This window comes from cyanobacterium endosymbiont of Epithemia clementina EcSB, from assembly GCF_029919255.1.
Taxonomy (GTDB): domain Bacteria; phylum Cyanobacteriota; class Cyanobacteriia; order Cyanobacteriales; family Microcystaceae; genus Rippkaea.
Genome location: NZ_CP123991.1, coordinates 2,106,321 through 2,126,486, shown reverse-complemented (window position 1 = coordinate 2,126,486; position 20,166 = coordinate 2,106,321). Strand labels below are relative to the sequence as shown.

Annotated in this window: 13 protein-coding genes and 1 pseudogene; 7 read left to right on the top strand and 7 right to left on the bottom strand. The window is 34.0% G+C overall.

The window, feature by feature from the left end; genetic code table 11:
• Positions 1 to 2,340: 2,340 nt before the first annotated feature.
• Together P3F56_RS07020 and sipA are read left to right on the top strand one after the other, a co-directional pair.
• Positions 2,341 to 3,312, top strand: coding sequence for a cysteine synthase A (locus P3F56_RS07020; RefSeq protein WP_281152188.1), 972 nt, complete (start codon positions 2,341 to 2,343; stop codon positions 3,310 to 3,312).
• A 297-nt stretch (positions 3,313 to 3,609) separates the two neighbouring features.
• On the top strand, positions 3,610 to 3,834 hold the full coding sequence (gene sipA / locus P3F56_RS07015; protein ID WP_281152187.1) for a regulatory protein SipA: 225 nt from the start codon (positions 3,610 to 3,612) through the stop codon (positions 3,832 to 3,834).
• A gap of 78 nt (positions 3,835 to 3,912) precedes the next feature.
• Here sipA and metK read toward each other — a convergent pair whose 3' ends face one another.
• Together metK and P3F56_RS07005 are read right to left on the bottom strand one after the other, a co-directional pair.
• A complete protein-coding gene (gene metK / locus P3F56_RS07010) occupies positions 3,913 to 5,181 on the bottom strand; it encodes a methionine adenosyltransferase (protein WP_281152186.1) in 1,269 nt (422 codons plus the stop codon).
• Positions 5,182 to 6,906: 1,725 nt separating this feature from the next.
• The gene (locus P3F56_RS07005) at positions 6,907 to 7,779 is read right to left on the bottom strand and encodes a tRNA (5-methylaminomethyl-2-thiouridine)(34)-methyltransferase MnmD (RefSeq protein WP_281152185.1); all 873 of its coding nucleotides are present in this window, start codon (positions 7,777 to 7,779) and stop codon (positions 6,907 to 6,909) included.
• Between the two features lie 229 nt (positions 7,780 to 8,008).
• On the opposite strand from P3F56_RS07005, the gene pyrR reads away from it, so the two are divergent.
• Together pyrR and P3F56_RS06995 are read left to right on the top strand one after the other, a co-directional pair.
• Entirely contained in the window at positions 8,009 to 8,533 is a 525-nt protein-coding gene (gene pyrR / locus P3F56_RS07000) for a bifunctional pyr operon transcriptional regulator/uracil phosphoribosyltransferase PyrR (RefSeq protein ID WP_281152184.1), read from the top strand.
• A 293-nt stretch (positions 8,534 to 8,826) separates the two neighbouring features.
• Positions 8,827 to 10,080 carry a competence/damage-inducible protein A gene (locus tag P3F56_RS06995; protein ID WP_281152183.1) on the top strand — a complete coding sequence of 418 codons (1,254 nt, stop codon included), beginning with the start codon at positions 8,827 to 8,829 and terminating at the stop codon, positions 10,078 to 10,080.
• A 403-nt stretch (positions 10,081 to 10,483) separates the two neighbouring features.
• Here the strand turns inward: P3F56_RS06995 and P3F56_RS06990 are convergent, their stop codons facing one another.
• The 4 genes from P3F56_RS06990 to P3F56_RS06980 all read right to left on the bottom strand — a co-directional run bounded on the left by P3F56_RS06990 (position 10,484) and on the right by P3F56_RS06980 (position 13,227).
• A complete protein-coding gene (locus P3F56_RS06990) occupies positions 10,484 to 12,088 on the bottom strand; it encodes an RluA family pseudouridine synthase (protein WP_281152182.1) in 1,605 nt (534 codons plus the stop codon).
• Between the two features lie 248 nt (positions 12,089 to 12,336).
• Positions 12,337 to 12,564: an ankyrin repeat domain-containing protein gene (locus P3F56_RS06985; RefSeq protein ID WP_281152181.1), complete on the bottom strand. Its 228-nt coding sequence runs from the start codon at positions 12,562 to 12,564 to the stop codon at positions 12,337 to 12,339.
• 38 nt (positions 12,565 to 12,602) lie between these two features.
• Positions 12,603 to 12,692 (bottom strand): hypothetical protein, encoded by a 90-nt coding sequence (locus tag P3F56_RS10540; protein ID WP_405054747.1) that lies wholly within the window; start codon positions 12,690 to 12,692, stop codon positions 12,603 to 12,605.
• A complete protein-coding gene (locus tag P3F56_RS06980) occupies positions 12,658 to 13,227 on the bottom strand; it encodes an ankyrin repeat domain-containing protein (RefSeq protein ID WP_342637183.1) in 570 nt (189 codons plus the stop codon). The genes P3F56_RS10540 and P3F56_RS06980 overlap by 35 nt, the downstream gene beginning before the upstream one ends.
• A gap of 497 nt (positions 13,228 to 13,724) precedes the next feature.
• Between P3F56_RS06980 and P3F56_RS06975 the strand changes: the two genes are divergently transcribed.
• The 3 genes and pseudogenes from P3F56_RS06975 to P3F56_RS10650 form a co-directional block, all read left to right on the top strand.
• The gene (locus tag P3F56_RS06975) at positions 13,725 to 14,711 is read left to right on the top strand and encodes a permease (protein ID WP_281152179.1); all 987 of its coding nucleotides are present in this window, start codon (positions 13,725 to 13,727) and stop codon (positions 14,709 to 14,711) included.
• 427 nt (positions 14,712 to 15,138) lie between these two features.
• Positions 15,139 to 15,876, top strand: a complete 738-nt coding sequence (locus P3F56_RS06970; protein WP_281152178.1) for a dienelactone hydrolase family protein — start codon at positions 15,139 to 15,141, stop codon at positions 15,874 to 15,876.
• 1,128 nt (positions 15,877 to 17,004) lie between these two features.
• A pseudogene (locus P3F56_RS10650) lies at positions 17,005 to 17,145 on the top strand (IS982 family transposase); the annotation flags it as partial.
• 360 nt (positions 17,146 to 17,505) lie between these two features.
• Here the strand turns inward: P3F56_RS10650 and ligA are convergent.
• The gene (ligA, locus tag P3F56_RS06960) at positions 17,506 to 19,530 is read right to left on the bottom strand and encodes an NAD-dependent DNA ligase LigA (RefSeq protein WP_281152177.1); all 2,025 of its coding nucleotides are present in this window, start codon (positions 19,528 to 19,530) and stop codon (positions 17,506 to 17,508) included.
• Positions 19,531 to 20,166 lie beyond the last annotated feature (636 nt).

Sequence of the window (20,166 nt, the reverse complement as noted above, 5' to 3'; positions counted from 1 at the left end):
AAAGTAACTGCTATATATTGAGCTAACTTAAAATTATCAAACAATGAATAAATATATCAAAAAATATGTAATTTATATCAAACTTTATTTTCTGTAAATACAATTTCAATTATTTTGGATGAAAAAATTCTATTTTTAAATAGTTGTTAATTTACTATTTATTTTCTATAAAATTTACTAAGTAAAAGCTTAATAACAACCAAAGTAATAAGTCAAGATTACCTGAGATTATCTGGACATATATTTATTAATTTGACATTTTCTAAAAAAATGTCAAATTAATAAGAAAAAATAAGTTTTTTAAAACAAGATTTTTATGAGTCTATTTGAGCCTTAGTTATTTTGTCAAAAGAATTGGTCTTTAAACTTTTTTGAATAAACGATTATTCTATTTTTTTATCTATTAAGTTTGAACAGAATAATACTTTCTTTTCTTGATTGAAACTTGTCTTTTCTTTTGTATTCCTTTTATTAAACCTAATTTATTATCATGAGATAAATTGTAAAACACCTCGCATAAACAATTACAGTCTAAATATCAAGAGTCAGTAACAATACAGATTTATGAATTTCAATTAACCTTATTTTTTTAAAAAAAGATAAGGTTGATTTCACTATTGTCTTTACTCTTAAAGTTTGCATATCTAAGCTTTTTTGTCAATACCTAACTCTTAAAATTAACCATCAGAGATTTGCCTTGAGCATAAAGAGAAAGCCATCCACATTGATTCAATTGTAATTAAATACAATTGAATCAATGTGGAAACAAATTTTAATAAAAATTAAGCTTTTTTTGAAATAAAAGAATATTTTTTTTAAAAAAAAAATAAAAAATATTGAAGGAGTCTTAAATAGTAAAATTAAGAATGTAGCTAAAAGGAATGGAGTTAGTGGACAAGAAATGGAAACAATACTCAAATATTTAAGTCAAGAATTATAGAGACAAAAATATTAGACATTGAAACGGTTAGCAATTGACAAAATCACTGTGATTAAAAGATAACAAAATTATATTATATTATAATGTTTTTTGTTAGACAAATAAGTTAATATAAAAATTATATAAACAAGAAAAGTTATAGAATTTTATTCTAAATAAATTAGTACTTTAATTTAAAATTAAATAACCTATAAACACTAATAAAAAGTAAAATTAAACAGATTTTACTAAAGAACAACAAAATTAGTATTTTCTTATTAAGAACTATTTAAATTAGCAATTTAAAACGATTTCTGATTAAAACCTAGATTAGGTATCAGGACTATTATAATTAGCTGATTGGTATCAGCAAGCTTATTTATTAGCCTACTAAAATAGATGTTTAAAATTAGGCATTAATTGGAGTAATTATTGCCTGTTTCTATCAAAGATAAGTGGAATGTATAGATAATAAATCAAAGTCGATTAAAAGGAGAATTTATGAACTTATAAGCTCGGTTAACTTTTAATTTAAAAGTTTTTTGAATTTGTATTTTACTAGTTCACTCTACATTATTAAGTTTGGCAATATTAGTACATAATATATAATTACTCTAATTGGTCTTCAATGTAGCTTATACTCAAGGCTTCTACTCTATACCAAATAGAGAAACAATATTCCAAATAATTTCTTTTACTGCTCTGAAGTTCACTGCTATTATGTAGTAATTTTTAAAAAATATTTAATGGTTTTATATTAAATTTATTCTCAGTCTTCTACTAAAACATTACATCTCCTTGAAAATAACCTAAGGAAGAGAGATAAGAGGCAAAATAAATTAAGTTTGATGCTTACTCACCTGAATTCAATTATAAATTGTTTATCTATCTAATTTTATTGTACTGGTACGAGATCTGAGTTTTGTAATTTTTCGTCTTCCTAAGGTTTATCGATAGTCTAAATTTATAAAAAATTTAAGTTTTTAAACTGACTAATAATCTATTAGAGCAGAAAGGTTGCGCTATTTAAGAGTTCCTTATAAACTATAAAAAGTAGATTTTAGAAATGTATAGAGTCAAAGTTTCTTAGTTTTTTAAAAAATTGGTTAGCATCCTCATCTAAAAACATTCTTTTTTGAGAAGAGCATTTTTTAGGTTTTAATATGATGTCTTATCAGAGTTGGGGTACAATCGTCAACTCATACCAAACTTTTTTTGTTGCCTTCAGTGGCTGTTTTCTCCTCAAACCAAGATACTGAGTTAGTGTAACACAGAAAATCAAAGACTCCTGTAAAACTTAGATTTATCTATTGATTTCCTGATACTATCAAAGATAGTATTGACGATCAGACAAAAGAGAATAACGATTAAATCAACTAAAAGAAATCGCTATCTGTTGTCATTTGACGAAATAGAGGATTATGGATATTAAAGACGGCTTTGTTGGGACAGTTGGCAATACACCCCTAATTCGGTTAAAGAGTTTTAGCGAAGAAACCGGATGCGAGATTTTAGGGAAAGCCGAATTTCTCAATCCAGGGGGTTCTGTTAAAGATAGAGCCGCCTCATATATTATTAAAGGCGCAGAAGAAGAAGGCTTGCTCAAACCTGGGGGGACGGTAGTTGAAGGAACAGCTGGTAATACAGGGATTGGGTTAGCCCATATTTGCAATGCGAAAGGGTATAAATGTTTAATTGTGATTCCTGAAACTCAATCCCAGGAAAAGATTGATCTTCTCAGAACCTTGGGGGCTGAAGTTAAAACTGTCCCTGCAGTTCCTTACCGTGATCCCGACAATTATATTAAAGTTTCGGGGAGACTAGCTCAAGAACTAAATAATGCTATCTGGGCGAATCAATTCGACAATATAGCAAACCGCTTAGCCCATTACGAAACAACAGGTCCTGAAATTTGGGCTCAAACCGATGGAAAAATGGATGCTTGGGTATCTGCTACCGGAACTGGAGGAACTTATGCAGGGTCTGCCTTATTTTTTAAAGAACAGAATCCTAACATCAAATGTATCGTTGCCGATCCTATGGGCAGCGGACTCTATAGTTATGTGAAGACTGGGGAAATTAGAGCTGAAGGAAATTCTATTACCGAAGGAATTGGGAATAGTCGCATAACTGCCAATATGGAGGGAATTCCTATTGACGATGCTATTCAAATCAATGATTGTGAAGCTCTTCGAGTCGTCTATCAATTATTGTATCAAGATGGTTTATTCATGGGGGGGTCAGTTGGCATTAATGTCGGTGCGGCAATCGCTTTAGCCAAAGAGATGGGACCTGGTCATACTATTGTAACAGTGTTGTGTGATGGAGGAGCCAGATATCAATCTCGTTTGTACAATCAAGACTGGTTAGAATTTAAAGGACTAGTTGATTAAATTGAAGATGAAAATTTATTCAGCAAGAGTTGACCTAGTTAGAACAATTAAAAGTTGATAAATGACCCGAAAATAATCATTACCAGTTAATTTAACAGAAGGATATTCCCTTTACCTAATAGGAAGGTAGCAAATTTAATCATAAAACTCAAAAAATCGTCAAAATAAAAACTTTAGCCACAATTATATTTCATGGCTTCTCCTACTAATGAATCATCAACTAATATTTGATGACTCACATCTTCTAAAGCTAATATTTTTAGTTAAGTTCTTCTAAAATCTTGATTAATCATTGATATGAATTCTTCAGAAATTACGGTGGGTTGCCAAGTTCTCTTGAGTGTTAGTCCTCCCTATCTAAAAACGGCTGATCCCATGCCCATGTTACGTCCGGCTGATATTTTAGAAATTGGGTCCCAAGGCATCGTTATTGATCGCCGTCCGGGAGATTATTGGGGGGTTCGTTTTAGCAAAGGAGTTTTTTTAATAGAAAGTCAGTACCTCGAAAAACTTGTCCCTTGAGCTAACTGAGTTAGATTAAAAAGAGAAAAGGGTACAATGACTCTTTTCTCTAATCACTCTTGACGAATTGAACTCAATTTAAATCCCAACTGTAATCCCTGATAAAGGACTAGCAAAAGTATCTTTGAGTAAAGCAACTTTATCGGTCGCTTCCCAAGGCAAATCCAGATCAATTCGTCCAAAATGTCCATAAACTGCTACATCTTGATAGAAACGACCGCCTCGTTTTAGAGGAAATTCTCGTAAGTTGAAACTTTGAAGAATGCCTGCAGGACGTAATTCAAAATGTTCTTTAACTGAATCAAGAAGTTTATCTTCATCAACTTTAGCCGTGCCAAAAGTATCCACGAGGATGCTCACAGGGCGGGCCACTCCGATAGCATAACTTACTTGAACTTCACACTTGTCTGCTAAACCAGCAGCAACGATATTTTTAGCCACATAACGACAAGCATAGGCCGCAGAGCGATCTACTTTTGTCGGATCTTTACCAGAGAAAGCACCGCCACCGTGACGAGAGTAACCACCGTAGGTATCGACAATAATCTTACGTCCCGTTAATCCAGCGTCTCCTTGAGGACCTCCAATAACAAACTTACCCGTCGGGTTGACTAAAAAGTTGAGGTCTTTACTAGGTTTAATCTGAAAATCGTTCAAGACAGGTAAAATGACAGCTTCCCATAGATCGGATTTAATCTTTTTTTGAACCTTATCGTTGTCTGTAATCGAGTCAATAATTTCAGTATGTTGAGTAGAAATAAGAATGGTGTCAATCCCCACAGGTTTTCCATCTTCATAGATAATTGATACCTGGGTTTTACCATCAGGACGTAAATAAGATAGTTCTCTCATTTTACGTACCGCAGCCAAGCGACGAGAGAAGCGATGGGCTAGACTGATGGGTAAAGGCATTAATTCAGGGGTCTCATTACAAGCAAACCCAAACATTAACCCCTGATCGCCGGCTCCAATGCTATCTAATTCGTCACTACTAAGAGACTGTCTCTGTTCGTGAGCTTCCGTTACCCCTTGGGCAATATCAGGAGACTGCTCGTCTACAGCAACTAAAACAGAGCAACTATCAGCAGAAAATCCATTATTAGCATCAGTATAGCCAATTTCAGCGATTTTTTTACGAGCTAACTCGACAAAATTAACATGAGCTTTGGAGGTGATTTCCCCAGTAATTAAAACTAAGCCTGTGTTAACGACCACTTCTGCCGCGACGCGACTGCGATCATCATGGCTAAGCAAAGCATCTACAATAGCATCTGAAATCTGGTCGCAGATTTTATCAGGATGACCTTCGGTTACAGATTCGGAAGTAAACAGATAACGACAAGACAATTTTACTTACCCTCTCTTAGCAACGATAATGATAAAGATGACGCTTTATAGTCTACAACTATATATGAGAATTTACTAATTAGGATAATTGAATTTGATTAAGTTTGAGAATAGTAATATATACTTTTTCCAAATGACTAGCTCAGGAATTATTCCGATAGATTCCAACAGTTACGGTAGCTCCTCCTTGCTGGGACATGGCAGTATACCCATCATAATCTTCTATCATTAAAGTAGAAGTAGGATAAGTTTTCAAACATTAACAAGCTTAGATAAATAATTAGAGATTAGATTTGGTTCAGATTTTACTTAAAAAAAGCATTAATTGAATATATTTAGACAGTTCATAAAACTTGATTAAAGTTTTCATCTTGTAGATATAATCCGCTGATAAGATTAATGATTTTGGACCAATCCATTAGAGAACTTTGATTATTTATAAGCTCCCTGTAAATAGGTTATTATCAAGATAATTTTTAGGTCGAGATTTATCAGCTTTTTCAAAGAAACTATAGGCTATTTCTAAAGATTAAAATCAACTTCATCAGGTTTCTGCAATATAAGTAGCAACAGCAATTTTATTTTCGTGATACCTTAATCTCACAGCCATCAGTCGAGTGTAATTAAAGATGTAATTTTGGACACCAAAAGCAATTAATGACGAATCACCAAGCCCTGGGAGTTTAGCATCAATTAAACAGGTACGGAGAATACCTAATTTCCGTAAATAATTTTAAGATTCGTCTATAACTTCATTTTTATAAAAGATAAAGTTTGGATATTTTAATATTGAATATGGCCATAGTTAACGGTTCCCAAAGTTTCTTTTATTGATTTTCCGATGAGGGTAATTTTTCCAAAAACTAGACTTTTTAAAAATTAGAGTACTCTTACAAATCCTTGCTAATTTATTGGCAAATTATTATGGACTACAATACAAGTAAATACGAGTTTTACGATATTTAAAACATAGTTATCTTTTTACTTAAACATTGAGTAAAAATACGATAATTTTGACAATTATTTTGAATAATAAACCACAATGATCAAGACAACAATAGCTATTTTTTTAAAAAAATGGTCAAGAAAAAATATATTTTTTACCTCAATCTAAAAAAGATTTTTAAAAAAAATGAGCATAAGCATTCAGTCTAGTAAAATAATTAAGAAAAGAAATCAAAATGTTTTAATGTATTAGATATCAAACGTAAGAGATATTTTAAGTTTTAGTTGTTAACTGTCTCAATAAAAAATACTTGTATGGTAAAAGCAATCAATTATATTGATTGCTTTTACTTCATATCCTGTTGATTAAAAATAATTAATTTAAGTACTTTGTTAATATAATCTTTCAAAGAGCTCTTGAACAAGATATCCTTAGTCTCTACATAATTTGTGAATTAAATATTACGTTAACTCACAAACAATTTGACGATATCTGTGTTGCCTGGAGTTAAGTTAAAAAAAAATATTCACCACAGTTGTATACTGTTTAATTTAGTTTAAATGCCTAATGTCATATCATAGAATTTTGGACCTATCTTACCCAGTCTCAGATACTCATATCTTTTAGCTTAATTTAGTATTAAACTTTAATTAAATTAAAAATATTTACTATTATCATATCATCTAAATTAATTTTCTAGTATCTTTGAAAAAGATAATTAACTTCTCTCAAATTTTTCACTGGAACTACGAGTAAATTTGAGGGTGCTATTAATTAAATTACTGTGAGTTTTGCACTAACTTTGTCCATCGTTTTTTCCAACGACTTGTAGATTCTAAGTCACTACTAACTTGTTCTGTACGTCGTCGCTGATGAATTACCATCGCAGAATCTCGAAGACTGGGGTCGCGATAGGGAATAGCGGCACGAGTTTTTAAGTGTTCTTGTTCTTGTAAAGACAATGGACATAAGTCTTGACAATTGAAACTTGCTATAGTTCCAGGCGACCGCCGTCCCACCCCTCTAGTGGGAGCCACAGTTAACCCAGCTAACTGTAAAGCAGTTCTCACTGCGGCAGCACTTGAATAGGTTCCCAACCTTCCTTGCGGGTGTAAACATCCTGATACAAGTTTAATAAACTCTAGAGTCCATAATTGGGGACATTTTGGAGGAGAAAAAGGATCAAGAAAAATCGCGTCGGCTTTAAAACCAGACTGATAAAGAGTCTGGATGGTATTTCGAGCATCTCCTATTAATAAGTTAGCTCTCAATCGTGGTATTTGTATCTCATGATTTTGGGCGAGTTGTGTTAAGGAGTCTCTGATAAAAGAAGGCCATTGTTTAAGTAAATGGTAAACACCGGACTGATAAGGGACATCAATGTCAGATTCTAAAGCAATTAATTCGATGTGACACTCTTGATTAATTGACCAAATTCCTTCTAAAGCTGCTGCACTATTGTAACCGAGTCCATAGCAAACATCGAGAATTTTCAATGACTTGTAACGTTTTGCTTTCTCTTTGAGTTGACAAGGATCGACAAATTTTTGTTCTGCTTCGAGTTTTGCTCCAGAATGGGAATGGAATAGTTCTTCAAATTCCTCAGAAAAAAAAGTATACGAACCGTCGTCAGTAAGTTGGGGGGTAAACATAATTAAGGTAGGAGGTATAGAGAGATAAGAAAACAGTTTGACATTTGACTTTTAACTTTTGTGAAGTCGCGCTCGTAGCCAAGCGAAAGCGAGAAACTTCCAACTTAATAAACAGGAGTGTAGAATAAGATTCTAACTTCCGTAGTAAGTTAATTTAAGATTAAGTTTCTACTGACTTCATCACTTTAAGTGATCTTCTAAAATGGAGGACGAATATAGGGGAGAGGGTATGGTCAAAAAAATACTGACTACGGAAAAAATACGCCGCATCATCACCCGTTTAGCTTCTCAAGTTATTGAAAAATCGGGGGATCTTTCCGAGCTAGTACTTTTGGGTATTTACACCCGAGGGGTCACTCTAGCTTATCTGATCGCTCAGCAAATTGAGATGTTAGAAGATGTTAAAGTCTCAGTGGGAGCTGTCGATGTGACATTTTATCGTGATGATCTTGATCGTATAAAAACTCGTACTCCTGCTAAAACTAAAATTCCTTTTGATTTGACGGGAAAAACAGTGGTCTTAGTAGATGATGTCCTTTACAAAGGACGGACAATCCGGGCGGCCTTAAATGCGGTGACGGAATATGGACGACCCGAAGTCATTAGGTTATTAGTTTTAGTGGACCGTGGCCATCGAGAGTTACCTATTCATCCTGATTTTACTGGAAAAAAACTTCCCACAGCTTCCCAAGAACAGGTTAAAGTGTATCTGCAAGAAACTGACGGGAGGGATGCCGTAGAGTTAATTGGGTAGTAAACTACCTCACAAACCAGACAAAAGGAAAGTATGATAGCTATTTTATTAGTTATTAACAAGTGTAATATTTATGGCTCTTCTAGACTGAGTATGATAAGTTGGTAGCCAATAACTTCCAAAACTCTCCTTCCGGGTGTGTCCTGTAACTCAATTTTTTTATATAGATAAAGCTTTTGAAATATTGAAAACCTTGTAGGACAATACTTTTAGCTTTTATTTATTGATTTTCTATAACAGCTAGTCTAGAAGAGTCATATTTATTAAATTTTAAGGACTTAAGTTAAACCATTATGAGTGCAGAAATTATTTGTGTGGGGACAGAATTGTTATTAGGAGATATCCTCAATACCAATGTTCAATTTTTGGCCAGAGAACTTGCCAATTTAGGAATTCCTCACTTTTATCAAACCGTTGTTGGTGATAATGTGACCCGTTTACAAGATGTTATTAAAATTGCTAGTCAACGGGCTTCTATTTTAGTGTTTACAGGAGGGTTAGGGCCAACACCTGATGATCTCACTACGGAAACCATCGCCCAGGTGTTTGAGACTCCCTTGGTAGAACATCCCGAAATTATTAGAGATATTAGTCAAAAATTAGCTGCACAAGGGCGAATTATGGCAGATAATAATCGTAAACAAGCTTTACTTCCTAAAGGGGCTGATATTTTGCCCAACTCTTCTGGAACTGCTCCTGGACTTTTGTGGCAACCTCGTCCCAATTTAACCTTAATGACCTTTCCTGGGGTCCCTTCGGAAATGAAGCGTATGTGGAGCGAAACGGCTGTTTCTTACCTTAAAAGCCAAGGTTGGGGTAAAGAAATTATTTACAGTCGAATGTTGTATTTTAAGGGCATTGGCGAGTCAGATTTGTCTGCAAAATTAGCTCACTTCTTCGAATTATCCAATCCTACAGTAGCTCCCTATGCTTCTTTAGGAGAAGTGCGTTTAAGAATATCTGCAAAAGCTCAATCAGAAATAGAGGCAATTGCGCTGATCGAACCAATTGCCCAAAAGATCCAGAAAATAGCTGGATTAAACTATTATGGGTCAGATGAGGATACCTTGGCTTTCGTAGTTGGAAATTTATTGAGGCAAGCAGGAGAAACGGCAAGTGTCGCTGAATCTTGTACAGGAGGCGGTTTAGGTGCGATGTTGACTACAGTTTCAAGAAGTTCAGACTATTTTCTTGGGGGAATTATTGCCTATAAAAATCAGGTAAAAATAGATTTATTAGGGGTTAATTCCAAAGATTTAGAACAATATGGAGCTGTTAGCGAACCAGTAGCGCAACAAATGGCTTTAGGGGTTAAAAAACGGTTAGGGACTTCCTGGGGAATAAGTATTACAGGAATTGCCGGTCCCGGGGGAGGGACAGAAATTAAACCTGTGGGATTGGTTTATGTTGGATTAGCTGATAATCAAGGAGGAGTGGAGAGTTTTAAATGTCAGTTTGGGGCAATGCATGATCGTGATACCATACGATTTTTAAGTAGTTCTGCTGCTTTAGATCAATTACGTCGCAGATTGTTACTTAGAAATTAGTTTAAAAAAGCAAAAAAAAGGAGTGCCTAAAGCACCCTCTATCATAGTCAAATTTTTAACGGAATCAAAGTTTATTCAAAGAGTGTAGCAAAATATGTTAGTTAAAGCTGCTAATTCAGATAATTGGTAGTCACAAACTAGAGTTACTGGAATCATAATGTTTCCAAATTATACTTGTTTACCCTCTTTATCAGGGATGAATGAAATGGCAAAAGCTGCTATCAATAACAGGCCGTTAGCAAAAAAAAATTGAACTATTATTATATTTTATGTCAAAATCTAATTGTTATGAGTGATGCGATTAAACTTTGTTGCGTGAAGTTTTATAAAATAGTCTTTCTAACCGATAAAAATCAATAATGTTGAATAATATTTAGTTATATAACTCAATATTATAAGTTTTTTAAAATGGTGTTTTTGATTGTAAATGAAAGGTTTGTCGGAGATAAGGATGTTCAAAACTGAGTTCCCTAGCGTGCAAATATAAACGACTCACATCCATACAACACCCATAAAGGCGATCGCCTAAGATAACCCTATTTAGTCCTTGAGGATCGGCTGTATGAACCCTAATTTGATGAGTGCGCCCGGTTATAGGAATAAATTCCACACGAGTATAGTTTTCGTCTTTTTTGATAACTTGGAAATGGGTGACACTGGGTTTGCCTCTTTGCCAGTCAACTTTTTGACAGGGACGACTGCTAGGATCTCCCCACACAGGTAAGTCAATTGCTCCCTGGTTAACTGTGACACAACCGCTTACAATACTTTCATAAATCTTGTGAACTTGTCTATTTTGGAATTGTTTACTAAGTTGGCGATGAGTTTGGTGATCACGTGCGAGTAAAAGAATACCTGATGTTTCTTGATCTAATCGATGAACTGTCATTAACTCTTCGTCATTAGGAAATAAATTACGCAACCGAATTAAAACACTATCAAATGTATGATAATAACGACCAGGAATTGACAGTAACCCTGGCGGTTTATTAACAGCAATTATCCATTGATCTTCGTAGATTAAATCAGGATTATAATTTGCCTTTTTAGGTATAGACAAATTAGGTAAACCAGAAAGGAGAAATCCCATTAACGGTTGACAGCGTTCTGCACAAGCTGGATAAAATTGACCTGGAACTTTATCTCCATTTTTAGAAGGAATTCCCCACCAAAATTCAGCCATAGCTAACGGTTTTAAATGATTAGTTGCGGCATAATGTAGTAGTTTAGGAGCGCAACAGTCTCCTGTACCTGCTAGTAAACTGGTTGGAATTAATTCTCTAAGTGAGCTTAACTTTCCAGTAAAATTCTTAATAAGAAAAAAATCATTTATCTTCGTTTGTAATTGACTAGATATTTCTTTTCGTTGCTTTTTTAATTCTAAAATTATAGCATTTTTTTGAGCAATTAATTGCTGTAATGGCTGTAATTCTCGATTGCGTTTTTGCTTTAATTTTCTTCTTTCTATCCCATCTCTTTGACTTTCTATATTTAACTTTTCTAATTCTTTATTTAAAACATCTCCCGTTAATTTATTTAGTAATGCTTGACGCTGATGGTGTCTGTTTTGTTTGCGCTTCTGATGATTAGTAGTTAAATAATTGAGACAGGTTTCCCATTTTTGGGATAGAACTTGATACTCTTCTCTTTCAGGGAGTTGTTTTAATGTAAAAATTTGTTGTTTAATTTGGTCTAATTTTCTCAAAGTTTGGATTTCTTCAAGAGCTAATTTGTCTCTCCCTGGAATAGAAGGAACCCATCCCTCAATGGTATTTTTTCCCCACAGAAGGCCAGAGAAGGCTCTTAGTATTTTTTGTTCTCCTAGAAAATTTTCTGCTAATAAAACCCCATACATTTTACCTTCATGATTATAACGATTATCTTTGGCTAATTCTGTCATTAATTCTCTAGCAATCAATTCTATGATCTGGTTACGAGGTAGTCTTAAAAGTTCACCACTTTCAGGACAAAATCCTTCATACCAATAGGAAATTAGCGATCTATTCACAGATATGTACCTAAACAAGACTAACTGCGGGCTCTATAATGCTCACCCTACGAATTTTATCTTAGTTTATATTGAACGCTTCTATATGCTTTTAAGTTTTTGATTCAGCCTTTTTTGATTCAGCCTTTTTAAAAAATTCAACAACTTTTGTATAAGGATTCAATTCAGCTAACATTAAAGTCGTATAGCCGCCGTTATTTTTAATATCAAGATTAATATTTTTTGCATTTAACAAAGATTTTACGGTATCAAAAGGACCTCGATATGTCAAGATCGCGGCGCTCAGCCGCTATCATTAACCCTGTATGTCTATTGAAAAAAGGACTATTGGCAGCCACACCTCCTTTTAGTAAACTCTCTACAATATCACCACAATCTTGACTAATAGAAATCGTTTCCTCTCCCCCTGGTTCTGAACTTGCGGGTTGGTTTCGTATTTGAGCAATTGATTGACAATTAAAGGGTAAGTTTGTCAAACTGCCAATAACAAGGGTGTATCTCCGAATTTATTAGCTTAATTAACATTAGCTCCTACTTCTAATAGCACCTGAACCGATTCTAAATGCCCCTTAACGACAGCGTAATGTAAGAGTATTTCTACCATCTTCATCTTGGATGTTAATTTTCGCTTTGGGAGCAATCAAAACCTTTAGAATATCTGCTTGTCTCTCAGTAGCAGCCAACATGACAAGAGTTTCTTCGTCTTGGTTGGGAACGTTAAGATTATGACAAACAGGCATCAGTGTTTTAACTGCTTCAATATTACCTTTTCGGATAGCAAGAATTAAGCTTTCTGTAATGTCTAAAAAATTGGCTCCTGTATCGAATAAAGCTAAGATACTTTCTTGATGATAGTTTTTAGCCGCTAGATTCAGGGCAGTATCTCCATTTTTGTCTTTAAGGTTAACTTCAGACCCTGTTGCTATTAAGGTTTCAACAATGGCTAAATATCCTTTATATGCTGTAATCATCAAAGTCGGACTGCCATCTTCATTGGTTTGATTAACATTTGCACCAGCTTCAATTAAGTCTTCAACGAGGTCTAAATGATTAGCCGTCGCCGCTAATATCAAGGCACTAATCCCTGATGGAGGTCGTTGTTGATTAACCAAAGCCCCTTTTTCTAAAAAATGATCTATTATTTAGGCAATCGCCTCGCTGTGCCGCATACATCAACACATTTATCTTATGACAATCAGTAGCATTGACTCGTACGCCTTGAGCAAGTAAGACTTTGACATCGTCTAAATTATCTTTGCAAGCCGCATTTACCAACTAAAAATCTAAGTACAAAACCATAATATTTTTCTAACCTGATTCTCTTATTATGCTTAGATTCCATTAAATCGTAAACACTAAACAAGAATCTTACCGGTAAGGTAGATCAATCGGCGACAAATCAGAGTAGATTGATTATTAATGATTTTGCTCATGATCAAAGCAACGCGCCACAAATGCTAAGAGAGAAAAAGTCTTTAAGTTACTTATCTTAGTTACATCATTATATATTTTTTATGAAACTATTTAGTTACAAGTGTCCATTCGAACAAAAATCAGTCTGATAATGTTAAGCACAGGGTAGATTGTTTACAGACAATCTACATTATTACCCTATATCAATTAGAGATACATTTCCATGTCCGAACTTAGTTATGATGTTACCCTATTTATCAGTCATGTTCTCAAATCCTTGCCTTTTCTTCTGTGGGGAATTATTGTTTCGAGTGGTTTACTGGCTTTTGTTGATGAACATCAATTCGTAGCCAAGTTACCGCAAAATCGGATTTTAGGTGCGATTGTTGGCAGTAGTTTAGGGATAATGATTCCCGTAGGACAATACGGTAATATTCCTGTAACGCGGAGATTATTGTTACAAGGTGCTTCTATTCCCCTGTCCATCAGTTTTTTAATAGCTTCCCCAACGATTAATCCTTTTGTGATTTGGGTGAGTTGGAGAGTGCTTGGCAATTATCCAAGACTTCTTTTCTTACGCATTTTGGGGGCTTGGCTCATTGGTATTATTTTGGGCTTGATTTTTAGTGCTTATGCCGATAAACCGTCTGTAAAATCTGCAAATCTATCTCCCTTGGCAATGTACTCAACTTTACTCCACTCAGGTACTTTACTACGTTCTCGTAATACGCCCCAAACTCTCCATAGGACAGGAAGTTTAATTTATGATTATCAAGCTAATTCAGCGATTCCTAACCATTTATGGGGGCGATGCTTGTTGTTTTTGGATAATCTTATTAAAGAATTCCTTGAACTCGGTAGTATCCTCTTATTGGGATGTGCTATCACTACCGTGGCTCAAGTTTTTTTACCTCAAGCACAGTTATTAACATGGGGACAAACTCCCGTAACTCAAATCCTAGTAATGTCCCTTTTTAGCTTAGTTCTATCTTTCAATTCTTTGTGGACTCCCTATTTTATAAACCCTCTGACTAATAATTTTCTATATGGGTCAAATTTAGTTTTTTTGTTGTTAAGTTCTCTAATTAATCTTAAAAGTCTTAGCTTGCTTTTCACTACGATACGCCCTAAAGCAGCAATTTACATATTAATTTTAACCGCACAATTAATGATTTTATTGTGCTTTATCCTTAATTTTTATTTAAGCTAGACTCAAAAAAAACTGCATAATATTTTAAATCAATAGACAAAACTTGCTTGATATTCGAGATGTAGAGTTTAGTATCAAAAATTAATTTTTTGTTTATGAAGATACTGAATCAACAATTAAAGATAAAAAAAATTTCCATATTAGACAGCCGGTAAGGTTAAACCAAAAGTTCAAACAATGACATTTGTGCTAGTTTATATTTCTCTCTTTAACTGACAATAGCAACAGCCAATCTAGACGCTTCAAAGTAAATAAAAGACAGCAAGGCATCTAAATCAAAAATTCAGTGCAACTCTAGACAATTTCAGGCAAAAGAGTGAGTTTCTAAACTACTATAATCAGGTTGCTATCACTATTTAGGTTTTTTAAACATTAAAAATAAAATAAATCGCTAAGATAGTAATGGCAAAACCTAATTGTTGGAAGTATGCAGGTCAAACGTCAGAATGTTAGTCTTCTTGTAGAAGATAATGCAATGAGAGTCTATATTGCTCGTCCGGATCAGGAAGGAACTTTCCCGGGAATTCTATTCTATAGTGATATTTATCAGTTAGGAACTCCTATCACCCGGCTAGCTGACCATTTAGCTGGTTATGGTTTTGTAGTGGCTGCCCCAGAAATTTACTACCGTCAGTTACCTCTGGGGACTATCATTGAACCAACAGATCTTGGACGCATTCAAGGAAATGAGGCGGCTCGAAAAACTTCAATAAGTGAGTTTGACTCCGATGCTTGCGCTGTTATTAATTTTTTGAGTAATTACGAAGCCGTTTCCTCGCAACAAATTGGGACGATGGGTTTTTGTATTGGTGGACATCTGGCTTGTCGCGCAGCGTTTAACCCTTTGGTTAAGGCATCGGTTTATGTTTACCCTACTGGAATTCACAATGGTAAGTTGGGACGAGAAAAGGCAAATACCATTGCAAGGATGGGAGAGCTTCAAGGAGAAGTTTTACTAATTTTCGGAACTTTAGATTCTCATATTCCAGAAGATGGCAGAGTTATCATTAGGCAAACTTTGGAAAAACAGAACATCCGCCATAAAATTTTGGAGTATCAAGCCAATCATACCTTTATGCGAGATGATGGTTATCGGTTTGATCCGGTGGCAACAGATGAAGTTTGGAGAGAGGTTATCACATTTTTCCAGCCTATTCTGTCCTAAATTAGGATATTAGCTTCTTTTGTCTTAGAAACTTTTATTAAACAAAAAATTAAGTAGGGTAGGTTAGGTAAACTATAGTTTTTTGGGTAATTTCTCTTTCCCACAACTTACCAAGATAGTTTTCCTGGTGTATTAGCATTGCTTAATACACCCCACAGTTCTTGTAAAACTTACTTTACAAACAGTCCCTAGGATTATTTATAAAATAACCTTTAATGACACTTAGAGTAGTACTGTATCCAAAAACTCTAAAGATACTTACTACCAACATATAAGTTTGTTATTTACTTCTTTAGTACGAAAAAACTTAATGAAGAAAATTAAGAGAATTAATCTTCAAATCTATAACATCACACATTATAGTTAGAGAACTGATAGGATTGCAAGAATTTGTACACCGATGCGCTGCCCACCCCACTTATTATATAAATTATGATCAGGGGGGTTTTTCATTTGCCATACTAATTCAAAGTGAAAATAACCTATTGCTAATAAAATTGTGAGACTATTTATATTTTCTAAAATATTTGTAAAGATTTACAGTTCACTAACAATCACAAAAGATAATTATTATCCTCTATATAGGAAATATTCTCGTAACGGATTATGACAAAATCTACGATTATTAATTTATGCTCTGTTATAAAATTGCCTCTTATATAAAAGATAAAAATAGTTTCCTTTAATTTTTAGAAAGAGTTATCAAAATCAGCAATTTTTATCATTAAGATGTCGATATAGAGAGAAAGTTGTTTTGATTACAGAATCTTAAATTCTAAATGAGTCTAGTAGAAACCTTATATCTTTTTAGCTTTTTTCCTAACGTCTGTCATTTACTGGATGCTCTCAAAGAATGTAAGATTGGTAAAATTTATCCCCATAAATTTGATGAGCGGCTTTGGGAGTTAGGACTTAGACAAAAAAATAAAAAATATCACAAAGAAGCTATAAGGATAGAAATATAAGAGAATATAGATTACTTAAAACTTTTAGAAAATACAATAAAAAAAAATTCTAGATAATTTTTTTTAAAAAAAGAAGTGTAAGATTAGCCACAAGTCAAGGACAATAACTTGAAATAAAAAAGATATTAAATATATTTAAGAGCTCTAATAAGAGGATAATAGTTTTATGGAGCTTATGCCCTGGAGAATCATGTTACTGTGCAGTTTTATATCAATAAACAAAGGAAAAATAACAGGAATTAGTTTCATTTACTCTACTTCAACAAAAGTCTGTCATTATCCTTGCAGTAGAGAACACTTAGTTTCTAAAAGCCAATTGAATGGGACTAAACAAGCTTTCTCTCAAAAAGCTAAAAAGGTAAGTTGACCTTGCCTCCTGCTGTTTTTTAAAAACCATTGTAGTACTGATTGTAGCGGTTACTATTTTAGACAAGTGTAAACTTTGTAAAATTTTGACTTATATATTTAAAATAATGCATATGTTTTTAAATTTCGTCGAATTTACGTTTACTCAAAAAGTTACTAAAAAAATATCAATTAAAGTAATTTAAAGAAAACTCTAATCATTTAATTATAAACATATGAAGTTATTTTTTTTGTAAATTTATTTAGAGATAAAAGTTTATAATAAATTATATTTTCATCTTCTTGATTATCGATAATTTTACTCAAGTAATTTTAATAATTCTTTTTCAGTTAATAAACTAACTCCTAGAATTTGAGCTTTCTTTAGTTTTAATCCTCCGTTTTCTCCAGCAACTAAGTAATCAGTCTTACGACTTACTGAACCTGTTACTTTCCCTCCTTCTTTCTCAATCAAATCCTTTGCTTTACTCCGTGTTAAAGTTGGTAACTTCCCAGTTATAACAAAAATTTTGTCTAAAACTTTTTTTCGTGTTGATGCTATTTTTATTGTTGGATCATAAGAAGTTTGTAACTGTATTCCTACGTCTTTTAACCGTTTAATTAAAATTAAGTTTTCAGGAATATTAAACCAATCATAAATAGATTTAGCGATTTCTTTTCCTACTCCATAAACTGAACTTAAAGACGCTACTGATGCTTGGGATAATTGTTCCGCAGTATGGAAATTATTAGCTAATAATTTAGCCGTAACATAACCCACATGGCGGATGCCCAACCCATAAAGAACTCGTGCCCAAGGTTGCTTTTTACTATTGTCAATAGCGGTAACTAAGTTACAAGCAGATTTTAGACCTATGCGGTCTAAAATAGTTGTATTTTCAGGTGTTAAATAATACAAGTCAGCAATAGATTTAACTAATCCATTATTAACTAATAAAATGATAATTTTTTTTCCTAACCCCCGAATATCTAAGGCATCACGGGAAGCCCAGTGAACTAAACTACCCCGTAAAATAGCTGGACAGGAAATATGAATACACCGTGTCACCGCTTCTCCCAAAGGACGGACTAACATTGAACCACATTCAGGACAATGGCTAGGCATTTCATAGGATTGGCTATGGGGGGAGCGTAATTCTGGTAAAACTCGTAGGACTTCAGGAATAATTTCTCCTGCTTTACGAATAATCACCGTATCCCCCACACAAATATTCAACTCAGCTAGGCGATCGCGATTATGTAACGTTGCGCGTTGAACAATGGTTCCTCCCAAATGGACGGGCTCCATAATTGCCATAGGGGTAACAGCCCCTGTCCTTCCTACATTAACAACAATGTCCTTAACCATAGTGAGGGCTTCTTCGGCGGGATATTTGAGGGCGATTGCCCATCTGGGGAATTTTTCGGTAAATCCCAATTGTTTTTGTAGTCTAAAATTATTCAATTTGACCACCACCCCGTCAGTCATATAGGGTAAGTAGTGTCTGGCGGTTTCCCAATGACGAAAGTAATTAACAACGGTTTCTAAAGAGGGGCATAATTGGTGATGAGGGTTAACTAAAAACCCCTGATTTTTTAACCATTCTAAGGATTCCCATTGGTTATTTAACGGATTGTTTTGAGGCAAATGTAAAGTATAAGCAAAAAATTTTAACCGTCGTTGACTCACTACGTTTGGATCTAACTGTCTAAGGGTTCCGGCGACAGCATTACGGGGGTTAGCGAAGGGATTTTCTTTTACTTCTCCTCGCTCCAGATTTAGGCGCTCAAATTCATCCAGGGGTAAAAAAACTTCGCCACGAACTTCAACTATAGTAGAAGAATCATGTAAAGCTAATTTTAGTGGAACAGACCGAATAGTCCGCACATTTTGGGTAATATCCTCTCCTGTTTTTCCATCACCTCTGGTAACACCTTTAATTAGCAATCCATTTTTATAGGTTAAAGCTAACGCTACTCCATCAATTTTTAATTCGCAAACATAGTCGATATTTTCATTATTTCTGACTTCAGAATAACTTTGCCAGCGTTCTTGCCATTTTTTTAATTCATCGAGGTTAAAAGCATTTTCTAGACTATAAAGAGGGATGTTATGGGGAACAGATATAAATTGAGAAGTCGGTTTATCTCCCACTCGTTGGGTAGGACTATCGGGGGTAATTAATGACGGATGTTGACTTTCAATATTTTGTAATTCTCGATAGAGTTGATCGTAAATCGAGTCTTCTATAATGGAGTGACCGAGGACATAATAAGCATAATTAGCTTTTTGTAGCTTTTCTCGTAATTTCGCAACTCTCTGTTGTATTTCTGGCGTTACCACCTTAGTTTTACCTCAAAATACTAAGAAAAATAGTCGTTCTAGACCAAGAATAATAACTCAGTAGCCAATAACTTCTAAAACTTTCATCATAACTGTATTCTATAACTCCAAAAACTTAATTTTTATAAAAATTAAGTTTTTGGAGTTATAGAAACCTTGCAAAGTAATATTTTTAGCTTTTATTCATAAAAATTTTGTCATAACCAGTCTACAAAAGCCAGAAAAATCAAAGCTGAATGAACAAAAATTATTCACATAACCTAGTATTTAGTCGGTAGTTAATAATTAAGTAAGACTTAATTATTAACTACCCCCACGCGATTACCAGTTGTTTTTCCTGTACGATAAAAATATCTATCTGTCCAGGCTTTTTAATAGGCATATTCCATTTTCTACTCTAGAAGACAACAACGGACTAATTTAGTAATTATTTTCCCCATTTTCTCCAAGTAAGAAATGGAAGTTTGGAGCAAGGCAATGCTTTAGGAGACATCAAAGACTTATCAGTAGTAAGTGGTATCGTTTATATCATCGTTCAGCTTTCACCGGAACACAGAGACTGCCCTGGACGGAAGAAAATAAAGCAGTTATTAAGAAGTAAATAACCGCTTTATTATTGAAAATTTTTAGTTAAAA

Excerpts from the sequence above, each read along its gene's own strand:
- P3F56_RS07020 (WP_281152188.1), top strand. The coding sequence starts at position 2,341 with ATGGATATTAAAGACGGCTTTGTTGGGACAGTTGGCAATACACCCCTA.
- sipA (WP_281152187.1), top strand. The coding sequence starts at position 3,610 with ATGAATTCTTCAGAAATTACGGTGGGTTGCCAAGTTCTCTTGAGTGTT.
- P3F56_RS07005 (WP_281152185.1), bottom strand. The coding sequence starts at position 7,779 with ATGTTTACCCCCCAACTTACTGACGACGGTTCGTATACTTTTTTTTCT.
- pyrR (WP_281152184.1), top strand. The coding sequence starts at position 8,009 with ATGGTCAAAAAAATACTGACTACGGAAAAAATACGCCGCATCATCACC.
- P3F56_RS06995 (WP_281152183.1), top strand. The coding sequence starts at position 8,827 with ATGAGTGCAGAAATTATTTGTGTGGGGACAGAATTGTTATTAGGAGAT.
- P3F56_RS10540 (WP_405054747.1), bottom strand. The coding sequence starts at position 12,692 with ATGGTAGAAATACTCTTACATTACGCTGTCGTTAAGGGGCATTTAGAA.
- P3F56_RS06975 (WP_281152179.1), top strand. The coding sequence starts at position 13,725 with ATGTCCGAACTTAGTTATGATGTTACCCTATTTATCAGTCATGTTCTC.
- P3F56_RS06970 (WP_281152178.1), top strand. The coding sequence starts at position 15,139 with ATGCAGGTCAAACGTCAGAATGTTAGTCTTCTTGTAGAAGATAATGCA.